We start from the raw sequence: 13835 nt of genomic DNA, 5'->3' as shown, positions 1-13835 counted from the left end.
TTGTTGTTTTCGCAAACACGTAAGCAGAATGCTAATTCTACAAACTATAATTATTTATATCTTTGATATTGTTTTCCACCATGTTATTATGTTATAACAATATAAAAAAGGGCCTAAAGACATGAGTATAGAAGTTTCAAAAAGAGAGTTTTGTCATAATGTATCTAAATATGTCTCATTAGTTAAAAATACTACTGATAAAATTATTGTAACTAATAGAGGTAAAGAAGAATGTGTACTTTCTGCTGTTAATTCACAAAAAGAAGCTAGAATGGAAGCTATAAATAAAATAAGAAATAAATTTAAGGGTAAGCTGAATTGTAACAGTATCACAGAAACAGTATTACCACCGATGGATATATAAGCATGTTGAGAAAACCAATTATTTTAGATACATGCGCTATAGCTTATTTATTTTTATCGGATGAATTAGACACTAAGCACCAAGTTAGTGATGGTTTACTATCATATATAGAAAACCATGGTGCGGTAATTCTATCAATATCATTTGCTGAGTTAGAATGCTTAACCAGAAAGAGCTATAACTCTTTGTCCTCATTAGATGTTAATGAATTATATTCTGAACTCTCAAAAATATTTGAAATTGTAGATATAGATACTGATTTATGGTTGGAAGCAGTGCGTCTTGAATGGGACCATAAAGATCCAGCTGATAGGCTAATAGTAGCATACGCTAAGTATTATAATTATCCCATAGCAACATCTGATCTTAAAATAAAAAGTTATTACAGTAATACGATTATTTAAAGAATCGCAAAGGCTAATAAAGAATGACTAGAAAAAGATAATGCAACTTTATGGGGCTGTTGCAAGCTGGAATGGTCAAGTAACCCTATAGACAAATTAAGCCACCTTTTTAAATTTAGAGAGAACTGGAACCAAGAATAAAAATAAACCAAAGCCTGTAAAAGTAGTAATTAACATATATATTGTAAAGGCTGTTATATTTGTCTTACTTAATATGCCTACGAAATAAACTGACAAGCCAGCGCTACTTAATTGTATAGCTCCCATTAGCCCCGAAGCATATCCTGAAATTTTTTCAAAACTACTCACAAGGCCTGCTGTTCCTAAAGGAAGTAAAAAACCATTCCCAAATGTTAATATTGTCGCTGGTAATATTAAATCAATAGGAGTAAAGCCTACCGCGTGGTTAAGTATAATAAACATTATTCCACCCAATCCAAAAAAGCCGTACCCTATAAAAATAGTCCTATCTATACACATAAACGATAGTAAACGTTTTGCTACTTGATTTCCAAATAAATAACTAAGTGATAGTGAAACGTAGAAAAAACTAATTTCTGTAGTCGTATACTTAAATTGGTGAAATAAGAATGGTGATTCTGCTATATAACCAAAATAAGCAATATATGCAAAGCATACTATCGAGGTATAAGCCCAAAAATTTTTACAAAAAAATAATTCCTTATAATATCCAAATATAATTTTAGGATGAATAGCTACCCTATTTTCTTGAGATTTTGTTTCATGTAAAAATAAAATTATCATAACAAACAATATACAAGAAAGTACTACTACAAAAGCAAAAATAATCCTCCAATTTGTAATGCTTGCTATTAATCCTCCGATTACTGGAGATATAGCTGGAGACATGCCAACTATTGGAAATATAACTGTAAAAATTCTTGCTGATTCCTGCTTTGTGTAAGTATCGCTCACAATTGCTCTGCCTATAACCATACCTGAGCTTGCTCCTATAGCTTGTAGTAGCCTTGAAGCAATAAACATGTTAATAGAAACTGATAACATACATAAAAATGTACCAATAACAAAAATTGACATACCCATTAATATAATAGGTTTTCTACCGTATCTATCACTTAATGGACCATAAATTAATTGCGATACAGCCAAACCAAATAAATATACACTTAAAGTCAACTGTAACGGCTGCTGAGAAGTTTCAAAATAATTACCAAGCTGTGGCATAACCGGTATATAAATATCTGTTGCTATTAAGCCTATTGCACACATTAGACCTATAATAAATAAAAAAAATAGATTATTTTTCATAACACATTTTTACCTTAAACTTTTAACATTTCCAGTGGATTATTAAGAGTAATATCTTTAATCCGTTTTTTACTTAACTTCATACTCTCAAACCACTCTTTTGATTTTAGATACCAGTCAGCAATACTTGGTTGAGATTTTTGTCCAAAGTCTGAACTATATATTACTCTTGGAACATTTTTTAAGACCTTTTCCATGTCATCCCACGATTGGTATTTTAATGCATAGGTCAAAGCACACTGCTCAATCCATAAAAACTCATATTGATCTGATAGAACTGATAGTTCTTTAACTGTTAACCCAGTCATAGGATTTGCAGGTTGATTGAGCATAAATCTATCAATATTTAATTTTGCACACTCTTCTAACAATAGTAGCACTTCATCTTTACTTGCATGCCCGCTTGTAACTACTATTGGATAGTCTTTACTCATCTTTAATATATCAATTACTTCATCTTTTAATGTATTATCAATACAAATAGAAGATGGTTTTGATGCGTATTTTTCAGCCCATTGATTACTATATGATCTTATTAACTTACTTTCATGTTGCGTTTTTTTTAAAGTAGGTAGATGAACAAGTATTCGTAACTTATCAAAACATGTATATTCTGATAAAGCGTGTAAAACAGTTTTTCTACTTAATCCTCCTGCAATATCATTCAAAACTACTGATGGTAGCACTGGCAAACCTTGTGCTCTGGCAATTTCAGCTGCCTGGACTGTTGACCCTAAATGGCTCTTCAAAACTACTGCCCCACCCAACTCTTGATATTTCTTTCCAGCTGAAATTGGATTCTCTCTTCTTAAAAACAAATCTGGAGATGCGTGATAATGTATATCAATAAAATTCACATTCAGCATTTTATGGGTTCCATGGTCGTGCATAGTTAAATTTAGATCTAGCTTCTGATAGACTCATTCCCAATTCTATAGCTTCTATGATTTTCTTTTCTGTTTCCTCGATATGCTTTGCTCTTTTACAAACATCTTCTATCTTATCCTTAGGTATAAAAAGAATTCCATTTTTATCGCCAAAAATAAGATCTCCATGGCTAACCAAAACATTCCCAATTTTTACACAACACTTCTCAGCCACCTTTTTAACACGGTTTTTTCCAGAAGCCATAAAGACATGACTGCTATAAACTGGTAAGTTTGAACTTTCTATTTCTTCTATATCTCTAACTGCACCATAAATAACGGCTCCGCCAATTTTCTTTAATATTGAAAATTTAGTTAGTATTCCTCCCCATGTTGTACACCAATCTCTTGCTGCATTATCTATTAATATTATCTCTTCTTCTGCTACATTATCTATATAATTGCCAGCATTTTGAAAAGCATTCTGAAAGTCTTTATCCTCATCTAAAAGATCATATTTAACTGTATAAGCAAAACCTATTAAAGTATCATTTGAGCTCCTGCTACTAAATCCGGTAACTCTATCCTTAAGACCTAAACTGTCTAAGGCATCTGAAATAGCGGATGTTGATAGTTTAGAAAATTCATATTTAATCTGATCAAGCTTCATTATTTACTCCCATTATTTTTTCTAGAGACGATAAGATACTGGAACATGCGAAATGTAATGCATATTTTTCAACTTCTGGGCCTCTATAAGCAATTTCTAGTTTATTATAATAATTTAGACTGTGAGACTTAGTATTACATTCAAGAGTAGTCGAACCGTTATAAGGGAGCTTCTGCTTAAATTCTTCTAAACCTTTCATTTCAATAGAAATAATTTTTTCCAATTCGTCAGCTACGTCACTAATATATGGTGCTACTAGCTTACCTAACTCTCCATTTGTCAGATAATCTGTTATTTTAATACTTAAGTTATTTTTACTTATAAAATCTATTAATCTGGTTTTACTATCTCTCCCATCATTAGAAACTGTATATTTAGCTAGATGCCTATTAACTTTACTTATAGTATTTTGCAATTGGAATTCTTTTGACGCTGGATAAGAAAGTTTTACATCAATATATGGATAGCTCCATCTGTATGCGACATCTACTTCAGATCCTGAAACTATTTTATCAATATCATCTGCTATATCTGCCTCAATAACTCCTAATAATTTCCATGTAAGATTTTTTTTCTCTACTAAAAACTTCTGATCTTCTAAATATGGTATTACATATTTTTCAAACATTGGTTGGTTTTCACTAGGTGGTCCAGGTAACATAAAAACAACCTTGTTATTAACATTAACTTTGCATCCAGCTGCAGTTCCATTTAAATTTTCTAGTATTTCTGAATCTTTGGGGAAAAATGCTTGCTGCTTATTTCCATCATGCACTGAAATATTAAATCTTTTTAATCTATCACAAACAAGTTTCCAACTTTTTTCATCAAAAACTAACTCCTTACCAGTTGCACCTGCTACAGCTTGTCTTGTCTTATCATCAGAAGTTGGACCCAATCCTCCTGTAATTATTATGCAATCATTACTATTTAAGCTAAATTCAATTGCTAACTTAATATCTCTTTGATTATCAGAAACTAACTGATGTCCTTTGACATTACCTCCTAAAGATATGATCTTCTGAGAAAAATATTGCGCATTTGTATCTAGCTTATCACCATTGACTAATTCAGAACCTGTTGAAATAAGTGAAATAACTTTGCTCTCTAAAGGAGAGTCTACCAAGTTAATTATTCTATTAGCCATTTCTTTAGTAGATGTATTACCTCCCATATCATAAGTTAAGTACTTACCCTCTTTTATTACCTCTTTTATAGCTTTTCTAATTTTTTCTGATTCTGCTGTATAATTATAGCTATCTAGTAACATGGCTATAGTCAAGAACATAGCGCAGGGGTTTGCTATATTTTTTCCTGATAATCTAGGAGCACTTCCATGTACAGGCTCAAAATAAGCGCCTTTACTACCATAATTACCACTTGGAGCAAAACCTAATCCTCCCATAACAGCTGCTCCAACGTCTGAAAGAATATCCCCAAACATATTTTCAGCAACTATTACACCAAAATTTTCTGGTCGACGAACTAACCATAAGCCAACAGCATCAACATTTAAAATTTCAGCCGCTATACCTTTATAACCTGATGAAATCTTATCAAAAATAGTCTTCACAAAATGTGAACTATGTCTCATTACATTTGGTTTATCTGCCAAAGTAACTTTGTTAAAGCCATACTTTCTAGCATGCTCAAAAGCAAATTTAAATAACCTTTCTAATCCGAATTTAGTTTGTAGCCTCAATGTAGCACAGGCCTCATTAGAATTTACATTTTGCCATCTACTAGTACTAGACACTATAGACTTAATCTCATCAGGTAAATACCCATAGTCTAACCCTGAATATAATCCCTCTGTGTTTTCTCTTATTACAGCTAAATTAAAATCGATAGCTCTGTCATTTATATTAGATATAGGTCTAACATTAGCAAAAAGATCTAAATTCTGTCTAAGCTGAATAACTGGAGAAACATATATAGGAGGGTCATCAATTAAATTATTTGGTAGCTCTAATACAGCTTCTTGATATGGTTTACTTGTAATTGCTCCTAATAATGTGGCATCACAGTTGTTTATGATTTCCCAGGTTTTCTGAGGAACAGGATTACCCTCCTTTCTCCAACATTCCCACCCCACGTCTCCATAACTAAAGTCAAAATCTAATGATAATGCTTCAAACACAGGCATAGTCGCAAAAATTACGTCCTGACCCACCCCATCTCCAGGCAATATCGCTATTTTCTTCAAAGAGTTATTCACAACGCCACTCCTTTATCGTTTTTTCTAATTCATTCAGCATAAAATCAAGATTATCTTGAAATAATCTCATACTTGCATTTGGTACAATTACCATTTTATTTGCAGGTAATTTAACGTTATTAGGAGTTGCCAATTGAGATTTCTCACCAATATATACCTTAGTATTTTTTGGCACTTTTTCTAAAATCGATAAATTGGCTTGTAATATCAAATTCAATCCTAATTGCATACGTTCAATAGCTTCTTTTTCCTCTACTTCACTTAATTCATACTCAATATCATAATCATCTAAATTAGCTACTATTTTTTCTTTAGCTATCAATGCTTTAGTTAAGTCGGCTTTATACAAATATTCTAATATTTCCCCTAGCTTGGATTTTAGCCCTTCATCAGCAATAGATGGTGAAGAAAACAATACAACTTTTTTATCATCAAGAATTCCATCATCAAACACAGTTTGAATAAGTGTTCCACCCAAAGCAAAGCCCATAAAAATATCATACTCATTCTTATTTAGCTTTAACCAATCTAAAAAATTATTTTTTGCTTGGCCCAATGAATCACAACCATAACAAAAAGTTAAGGGATCTATTGCTTTAAACTTTAATTCTTGGTTTGGTAATTCATCAAATGGTTTCATGAGATAAACATGGTCTTTCCATCTAGCTAATATAGGTCCTAGGACAGCTACTTTTTTCATATATTTTCCTCTGCATAACTAAATTTGATTCTCTATATTTATTCTGAAAATTAGAGTAGTCATACCCTACAAGCGCCTTTCTTTGGTCAGCTGAGAAGTTTAATGCTGCAGCTATAATATCTGATGAGGAAAATACTAAATTTGATTTTTCTACGTTTTCAGAAAAATAATCTGCTAGCTCTAATATAGGCCCAAGATCATATTTAAATAACCCATGTTTTATTAAATATGCTATCCAATACTCTATCTGTAAATTTCCTGAACCTTTACCCATACCCCTAATAGAGGTGTCAAAATACGTTGCCCCAGCTGCTAGTGCTGATATTGAATTAGCAATCGCTAAATTAAGGTTATTATGTGGATGAAACCCTATTTCTACATCTATATTTTTAATTACACTACTAACAAGTTTAGATATTTGAGTAGGTAGCAAACTTCCATTAGAATCTGCTAAATACACCAATTCAACATTTTCTTTTTTTAGCTTTTCTATAAAAAATAAAATATCATTTATATTATGTTGACTTATACGAGTCAAATTAACACAATTTTTAATACCCAGACGGTTGCTTTCTTTTATATATTCGATTGAATTTCCCGGGTTATCGATAGGAACACAACATCTTAAAAAATCAATCCCATTATCTTTCATTCTTTCTAATTCTGATATATCAACATTTCTAGGATGATACATCATTACCAATTTAGCTAATTGAGATACTTCTCTTACTCGCTTAATATAATGATCACTTCCAAGTCCACATTTCCCTATGTTATTAATCTTCTTGAAAGATCCATTTCTATAGCCTACTTCTATATAATCTATCCCAGCTAGAGAAAGCTTTTTTACCACCATATTAATTAAGCTATCAGGAAAATTGAAGTTAACTCTATATCCACCATCTCTGAGTGTTACGTCAATAATCTTTATGTTTTTTATACCTTCCATTGTCCCTTCCCCTTACACTTATACAATTTCTGGGTAATTTAGATCTTATGGATATTTAAACTATAAGATTGTTTTGATCTACCAAATTTTGTTTCGATCATTACTACTAATAATCTGAATGATCCTGAAGCATCTATTGTTATAATGGTCTATTAATAGTTCATTTCCAAATTTTTTATACAGCTCTTTAACTTATATTTGTTTTATATTTCTCTTTAGGACATTTTTTAAAACTTTTTCCATGTCATCCCACGATTGATACCTTAATGCATACTAAATCGAGTTGCATTTATTAAACAGCATTTTTATAAATTACTTTCTCTAGAGCTCTACTTGCTTTAAGAAAATCTTTCTCATCTACTCCAATAAACATTCTAAAATGATTTTCCATATTCAAACCAAATGCTTGACCTGGAGCAACAGTGATAAAATATTCATTTAGTAATTTTTTATAATCTAAGTAATAGCCATCTTGTATTTTAGGAAAAAAAAATAAGCCTCCCTCTATAGGGTTTAAAATTAAGTTTTTATTCTTAGATAAAATATTAAAATAGGTCTTTGCCTTGCTACTATATGATAAGTTAACTTTTTTAATATAATCATAATAACTAAGAAGATGTTTACTCAAATATTTTTCAACAATTTTTTGTATAAGACTATTAGGATACATACATGTGTAAAGCTGAGACTTTTTAACCTGCTCAATTATTTTTATATTTGCTAATATAAAGCCAAATCTAAATCCAGTAATACCCAGATTTTTTGAAAAAGAATTTATCGAAATAAAATAGTCAGAATTATTTATATAACAATTATCTTCATTGTTATAACAAAAATCTATAGTCACATCATCAGAAACGTACCAAACTTTATTTCTTTGACACAACTTAATAATCTCATTTTTGACGCTTATAGGGATTACCTTTCCTGTAGGATTAAGAGGTGAATTCATACAAACTATTTTTATACCATTTTTTATACGTTGATCTATTTCTTTTATAAAATCCTCCCAATTAATATCTTGAGAAATATCAATCCTGACAGAAGCTCCACCACAATTTTCTACTATTCTAGGTAAATATTCCCAGCAAGGTGAAGGTATTAACACTTTTTCGTTCGAATTTAAAAGAGTTTTCAATACGAGGAATAACCCCGAACATCCTCCAGAACAAACTAAAACATTCTTATTTGTGTATTTCTCATGATATCTATCAGATACTAATGTTGCTAATAAGCTTCTTAAGTTTTCATAGCCATCTATAGGTGAATAATTCAAAATGGTACAATCATAATTTGAACCTAATTCTTCTATAATAGAAAATAACTCTTTTGGATAATGAGATGGAGCTCCTCCAGATAATTTAATTATATTCTTATTTTGTTTACTCAATCCAGCAGCTTCTTTATCTAAAGTTGCAATAAACGGCATTTCTTGACTTCTAACTAAATTAGATATAGGTAAATCAGTATCTTTAAAATTTATTTCCATAAATATTCCTTAGTTAATTACATCTTCTTTTTAATTAAAAAAGAACTCATGATTGTAGACAATAATGAAAAGAGAATTAGAAAAACGAAAATAGTAGTTACATTATTTAATGAATCTAACATTGATGATGTCGTTATTAGAAAAAACACAATAGTCATTTGCATAACACCATACATAGCACTTGCTAAACCAGCTGTTTTTGTATACCTATTTGTGGCACCAACAAACGTATTTGAAAATATAATACCTCCCGAAATAGAATATAAACAAATTGAAATCAGAACTATAAGTATAGTATTAAAACCAATATAAAAAAGTATAAATGTAGATATAGAACTAGCTAATGCCACGATACTGCCAAAAAAAATTATTTGGTTTCCACTGATCAACGAAATCAAATAAATATTTACTTTACGCCCTAATAAAAGTGACATTGCTATTAATATCGCAACTTGGCTATATTCTATCTCACTCCAATAGTAATATTTCTGAAAATAAAAAGAACTTAGCGAATAAAAAATATATATCATAGATATAATAAAACTAGCTATAATAACATTTATTAAAAATATATGATCAGATAGAATTATAAAATATTCTTTTATAATAGTCTTCATAGGCTTTATATGTTTGTTTTCATTAGTTTCCGGAATAAAAAACGTAACTGCCAACTGTAAAAATAATGAATATAAAAGCATAAATATAAACTCATATTTCCATCCGATATAATATTGTATATATGAACCTAATACTGGTGAAATAGCCGGCATAATAGCTAGTCCCATACCTATATATGATAATGCTTTAACCAACAATTTATCTTTAAACATATCTTTTGTAATTGCTCTGGATATACAAACCATAGCACCTACACCTATACCTTGAATAAAACGACCGCATAAAAAAACATTAAAATTTTTACTAAAAATGCAAAGTATAGTACCTAAAAAAAATATAATAGATCCTAATAGAATAATTTTTTTTCTTCCAAAAGCATCTGACAATGGTCCATAAATAATTTGTGAAAGACCTAACCCTATAAAAAACAAAGATAATGTCGATTTTATTAAACTTTCTGAAACCTTAAAAAAACTACTTATATCCGGAAAAGCAGCAATATAAATATCAGAAGAGATACCGGATAAAGCTGACATGCAAAATAATAGCAAAGTAATAATATATATAGAAGGTGATTTACTTTTCATATAACATTCTCTTTTAGAAAACTGGTTTTAAGGTTCCTTTATTTGTCTCTATTAAAATAAATTTTATTTCCTCTAGAACAATATCTGGCTCCCCTATTAATATTCCAATCCAAGAACGATTATTTACCCCTACTGGTTGAAGAATAGCTCCTTGCCTAACTAACTGAATATGTTGAGTTTTTCCATAAGGTTTTTTTCTTAAAAGATCAATAAATTTAGCCTCTTGATCTATCCCATATAAAATTGATAAAGTTTTTATTTTATTTCTTGTATAAAGAGTTTCATCAACCTTATCTGTTAACAAAAATGTTACTGCTAAAACATGTGCATACACTTCTTCTACATTTCTTCCTATAGATGCTGCTATTTGTAAAGCTATACACCCGCCTCCAACACGTCCAAAATTAGCATCAATTAAGTATATTTTCTTATTATGTACTAAAAACTCACAATGAAAATACCCCTTATTGTAATTAGATCTTTCAACCAACTTTTCTAATGCTTTAGTTAGCAAAACATAAGTCTCAGTACTTACTTCACTTTCAGCTGGAAAAATATTCTGTGACTCTGTACATCCTACTCTTGATCTCATTGATAAGCCTATATAATTCACTTTATTATTAATAACAAAACCCTCTAAACTACATAGATCACTTTTTATAAAAGGTTGTGCAAGCCACTCTTTGTCTATCACATCAACTTGCTTTTCTTTCATAACTTAGATTGTACTCTCAAAGTTTACTAAAATTAAAATAACTATATTTACAACGGCACCATGTATATATAAGTTTTCAAATATATAATCATTTTTTTTGTCTGGAGCTTATTCCAACAAATAAAGTTCCAATAATAATAACTATTGCAGCCAAATACTGAATTGCGCCCATCACCTCTCCTAAAAATAAGGCTGCCGCAAGTAAACCAAAAATAGGCTCCAAATATTGTGAAAACATCGCAAAAATAGGCTTAATTCTAAGTGAAAAAGAATAAAGAACCAAAGCTAACGGTAATACCACCCCTGTAAGGACACACAATCCTAGTATAGATAAAGATAAATCCTCCCAAACAAAACCCTTTGTACCCCAAAAAACAAAACTCGAGCCAAAACCAACAAAACTAGTTAAGGCTACAATTTCTCGGTCATTTAACTGACTATGTAATTTTCTAGCAAAAATACTATAGCCAACCCAAGATAGCATACTTATTATTAACAATATCATAGTTAAAAAATTCATATCAGTATGGTCATTCATGGAGGTAAAAAATAACCCCATTCCTATAATTGCTAATGTAACTCCTATCTTCCCAAATAAATTAAGTGTTTCGCGATAAACCAATAAAAAAATAATTGGAGCTAAAGTGAATACAGCTACATACCAGCTAGCAGGAACTTGACTTAAGACATAAGTCTGACTAAAAAAAACAGCTATCGTAAAAATAACGAATAAAGCTAAATATCTTTTTTCTATAACAAGTAGTTTATTAAATACTGTATTGAACATAGGCAAAAACAAGAGTGAAGCAACTAAAAATCTTAATACAAGTAGTTGCTCTACAGAAGCAAATTGCAAAGTACTTTTAACTAAAGTAGGAAACATACCCCAAATTAAGACTGCAATAAGTGCAGCAATATAGGATTGAGCTTCTTTATTCTGTAATGAATTCATAGCTTTGCTTCTCTAATTCTCTTAAAACCAAATAGTCATTTTTAAGCAACTCTGGATCTTCATTAACCAAATAAATGCTCCCAGGAGATGTATAAAGATCCACTGTCTTAGGTAGATAATCACCTGGTTCAACAGATACATTAGCACTATAAAAACTAGGGAGCTGTTTAACTTCATCTAAAAGAGTAAAGGATCGAATAATTCCACCTCTAGGAACAATCAAATCAGCCCAACGGGAATATTTACTTAATAAATAATCCTCCTTATAATAGGACAAAAATTTTTTAGGATCAATATAACTATCAATAGTTTTAATTAATTGACTACTTCCTATACATTCTAAATGAACCTTTGGATTCACTCCCCCTTGAACACGTGCACCAACTTCAATAATAGTCGGACCTCCTTCAGTAAACATAATTTCAAAATGGGCTGGACCTTGGCTAAAGCCTAAAGCTTTTAGTGCTTTAAAAGCGTATTCTTTTAATTGCTTCTGCCGTTCGCCTTGTGAAGATAGTAAAACTTCACAACCAGGAACAAATCCAGCACCTTGTACACGCTGTTTATAGCACTGCCAAATATCGGTTAAATGATGTTTTCCATCCATACTAACTGTATTAACCACATATTCATCACCAATGAGAAATGATTGACCTAAAACAAGTTGATTTAATAAACCTAATTTATTAATTTCCCCCAATATTTTTTTTGCTGCTTGCTTTATTTCTTCAACAGAAGAACAAAACATTACATGATCCGTACCAGCACTATTTAATGGCTTAATAACTACCATTTCATTCATTACAAAATTCATTTGATACCAGCATATTAGATCTTTTAAACTACTAGTAGCAATTTGGTTTGCAGTATTTAGACCTGCCTTTTTAATTGCCTCTATCATTTGGTACTTGTTGCGCCTTAAAAAACTTGTTTTAGGACTATTACCAGGCAAACTTAAAGCATAAGCAAGCTGATCCGTTAATTCAACTGCAGTTTCAGTACCTGCTATGATAGCTACTATTTCATATAAACTTATTTGATTAATAATAGTTGATAAATCGCCTTCATAGATTATTTCTAATAGATGCGACTGATGTTTAACTCCATACGTCATAAAAATGGGCAGATTACTGCGACTTTTTACATGTATCCATGAGTATCCTCGTTTTATAATTTCAGGAGGTAAATATTTGCCAGTTGAATAAGCATCAACAACCACTACTACTTTCTTTTTATTATTAAACAACTCTTTCCTCCTCACTACATACCATTTTGAAAATATTTTTTATATAAAAACTGCTGTTGCCTCATTGGCTCTAGCGCCTCGTTGTAAACTTTCAATACCCATTATAATAGTGATTATCCAATGTTCTCCTATTTACAAGTTAGAATCTAATAGCAACTGGCTTCATAATTTATAATAAAATTAATCTTAGCATTACTTAACTACACTATATTACTTCATACTTAAAGCTAAAAATTCGCTACGAGTCGAATGTGAAGCTTTAAACTCTCCTAACATTACTGATGTTTTCATAATAGAATTTTGTTTTCTAACACCTCTCATCATCATACAAAAATGCTTAGCTTCTATAACCACTCCTACTCCTCTAGCACCAGTAATATCTTGGATTGCAGTCGCTATCTCTTCGGTAAGCTGCTCTTGAATCTGTAGACGCTGGGCAAACATATCAACGATTCTAGCAAATTTTGATAAACCTAAAACTTTACCTGTTGGTAGATAAGCAATGTGACATATACCAGTAAAAGGTAACAAGTGATGTTCACATAAAGAAAAAAACTCTATATTGTCAATTACTACCATTTCATCAATACTAGATTCAAATAGTGCACCATTAATTACTTCTTTTAAAGATTGTTGATAACCTCGAGTTAAAAAACTAAACGCTTTTGCCGCACGTTGAGGTGTACCTATCAATCCATTACGATTAGGATTTTCGCCAATAGCAGTAATTAGGTTCTTAAAATTTTGTTGCATAGCTAACCTCTTAT

Annotated in this window: 14 protein-coding genes; 2 read left to right on the top strand and 12 right to left on the bottom strand. The window is 30.7% G+C overall.

Translation table 11 applies throughout. From position 1 onward, the window contains the following. The first annotated feature begins 121 nt into the window (after nucleotides 1-121). Both SD28_RS03330 and SD28_RS07785 read left to right on the top strand, forming a co-directional pair. A complete protein-coding gene (locus SD28_RS03330) occupies nucleotides 122-364 on the top strand; it encodes a hypothetical protein (protein WP_039124085.1) in 243 nt (80 codons plus the stop codon). A 2-nt stretch (nucleotides 365-366) separates the two neighbouring features. Further along, on the top strand, nucleotides 367-768 hold the full coding sequence (locus tag SD28_RS07785) for a type II toxin-antitoxin system VapC family toxin (RefSeq protein ID WP_052251871.1): 402 nt from the start codon (nucleotides 367-369) through the stop codon (nucleotides 766-768). A gap of 96 nt (nucleotides 769-864) precedes the next feature. On the opposite strand, the gene SD28_RS03320 is transcribed toward SD28_RS07785, so the two are convergent. From SD28_RS03320 to folE, 12 genes are all read right to left on the bottom strand, one after another. Continuing rightward, nucleotides 865-2058 carry a multidrug effflux MFS transporter gene (locus tag SD28_RS03320; RefSeq protein ID WP_039124084.1) on the bottom strand — a complete coding sequence of 398 codons (1194 nt, stop codon included), beginning with the start codon at nucleotides 2056-2058 and terminating at the stop codon, nucleotides 865-867. Between the two features lie 14 nt (nucleotides 2059-2072). Beyond that, complete coding sequence (locus SD28_RS03315; protein WP_039124083.1) at nucleotides 2073-2924, bottom strand: DUF6282 family protein; 852 nt, start codon at nucleotides 2922-2924, stop codon at nucleotides 2073-2075. 1 nt (nucleotide 2925) lies between these two features. After that, nucleotides 2926-3594: an RraA family protein gene (locus SD28_RS03310; protein ID WP_039124082.1), complete on the bottom strand. Its 669-nt coding sequence runs from the start codon at nucleotides 3592-3594 to the stop codon at nucleotides 2926-2928. Further along, nucleotides 3584-5812, bottom strand: a complete 2229-nt coding sequence (locus SD28_RS03305) for an isocitrate/isopropylmalate family dehydrogenase (protein WP_052251870.1) — start codon at nucleotides 5810-5812, stop codon at nucleotides 3584-3586. Before SD28_RS03305 ends, SD28_RS03310 begins: the two co-directional genes overlap by 11 nt. Next, the gene (locus SD28_RS03300; RefSeq protein WP_039124081.1) at nucleotides 5805-6512 is read right to left on the bottom strand and encodes a hypothetical protein; all 708 of its coding nucleotides are present in this window, start codon (nucleotides 6510-6512) and stop codon (nucleotides 5805-5807) included. The genes SD28_RS03305 and SD28_RS03300 overlap by 8 nt, the downstream gene beginning before the upstream one ends. Then, a complete protein-coding gene (locus SD28_RS03295; RefSeq protein ID WP_052251869.1) occupies nucleotides 6475-7461 on the bottom strand; it encodes a beta/alpha barrel domain-containing protein in 987 nt (328 codons plus the stop codon). The genes SD28_RS03300 and SD28_RS03295 overlap by 38 nt, the downstream gene beginning before the upstream one ends. Before the next feature lie 292 nt (nucleotides 7462-7753). Beyond that, nucleotides 7754-8950, bottom strand: a complete 1197-nt coding sequence (locus SD28_RS03290) for a pyridoxal phosphate-dependent aminotransferase (RefSeq protein WP_039124080.1) — start codon at nucleotides 8948-8950, stop codon at nucleotides 7754-7756. A 17-nt stretch (nucleotides 8951-8967) separates the two neighbouring features. Beyond that, complete coding sequence (locus SD28_RS03285) at nucleotides 8968-10155, bottom strand: multidrug effflux MFS transporter (RefSeq protein WP_039124077.1); 1188 nt, start codon at nucleotides 10153-10155, stop codon at nucleotides 8968-8970. Between the two features lie 13 nt (nucleotides 10156-10168). Then, nucleotides 10169-10870 carry a hypothetical protein gene (locus tag SD28_RS03280; protein WP_039124074.1) on the bottom strand — a complete coding sequence of 234 codons (702 nt, stop codon included), beginning with the start codon at nucleotides 10868-10870 and terminating at the stop codon, nucleotides 10169-10171. Nucleotides 10871-10958: 88 nt separating this feature from the next. Further along, nucleotides 10959-11822 carry a DMT family transporter gene (locus SD28_RS03275; protein WP_039124072.1) on the bottom strand — a complete coding sequence of 288 codons (864 nt, stop codon included), beginning with the start codon at nucleotides 11820-11822 and terminating at the stop codon, nucleotides 10959-10961. After that, the gene (locus tag SD28_RS03270) at nucleotides 11803-13068 is read right to left on the bottom strand and encodes an ATP-grasp domain-containing protein (protein WP_039124070.1); all 1266 of its coding nucleotides are present in this window, start codon (nucleotides 13066-13068) and stop codon (nucleotides 11803-11805) included. The genes SD28_RS03275 and SD28_RS03270 overlap by 20 nt, the downstream gene beginning before the upstream one ends. A gap of 210 nt (nucleotides 13069-13278) precedes the next feature. Further along, nucleotides 13279-13821, bottom strand: coding sequence for a GTP cyclohydrolase I FolE (folE, locus tag SD28_RS03265; protein ID WP_039124067.1), 543 nt, complete (start codon nucleotides 13819-13821; stop codon nucleotides 13279-13281). Nucleotides 13822-13835: the final 14 nt, after the last annotated feature.

Origin of the sequence: Allofrancisella guangzhouensis, from assembly GCF_000815225.1 — a bacterium.
GTDB lineage: Bacteria > Pseudomonadota > Gammaproteobacteria > Francisellales > Francisellaceae > Francisella > Francisella guangzhouensis.
This window is presented reverse-complemented; position numbering and strand designations above follow the sequence as displayed.

Coding starts and splice junctions, on each gene's coding strand:
- SD28_RS03300 (WP_039124081.1), bottom strand. CDS start 6,512: ATGAAAAAAGTAGCTGTCCTAGGACCTATATTAGCTAGATGGAAAGAC.
- SD28_RS07785 (WP_052251871.1), top strand. CDS start 367: ATGTTGAGAAAACCAATTATTTTAGATACATGCGCTATAGCTTATTTA.
- SD28_RS03315 (WP_039124083.1), bottom strand. CDS start 2,924: ATGCTGAATGTGAATTTTATTGATATACATTATCACGCATCTCCAGAT.
- SD28_RS03330 (WP_039124085.1), top strand. CDS start 122: ATGAGTATAGAAGTTTCAAAAAGAGAGTTTTGTCATAATGTATCTAAA.
- SD28_RS03285 (WP_039124077.1), bottom strand. CDS start 10,155: ATGAAAAGTAAATCACCTTCTATATATATTATTACTTTGCTATTATTT.
- SD28_RS03320 (WP_039124084.1), bottom strand. CDS start 2,058: ATGAAAAATAATCTATTTTTTTTATTTATTATAGGTCTAATGTGTGCA.
- SD28_RS03290 (WP_039124080.1), bottom strand. CDS start 8,950: ATGGAAATAAATTTTAAAGATACTGATTTACCTATATCTAATTTAGTT.
- SD28_RS03295 (WP_052251869.1), bottom strand. CDS start 7,461: ATGGAAGGTATAAAAAACATAAAGATTATTGACGTAACACTCAGAGAT.
- SD28_RS03275 (WP_039124072.1), bottom strand. CDS start 11,822: ATGAATTCATTACAGAATAAAGAAGCTCAATCCTATATTGCTGCACTT.
- SD28_RS03280 (WP_039124074.1), bottom strand. CDS start 10,870: ATGAAAGAAAAGCAAGTTGATGTGATAGACAAAGAGTGGCTTGCACAA.
- folE (WP_039124067.1), bottom strand. CDS start 13,821: ATGCAACAAAATTTTAAGAACCTAATTACTGCTATTGGCGAAAATCCT.
- SD28_RS03310 (WP_039124082.1), bottom strand. CDS start 3,594: ATGAAGCTTGATCAGATTAAATATGAATTTTCTAAACTATCAACATCC.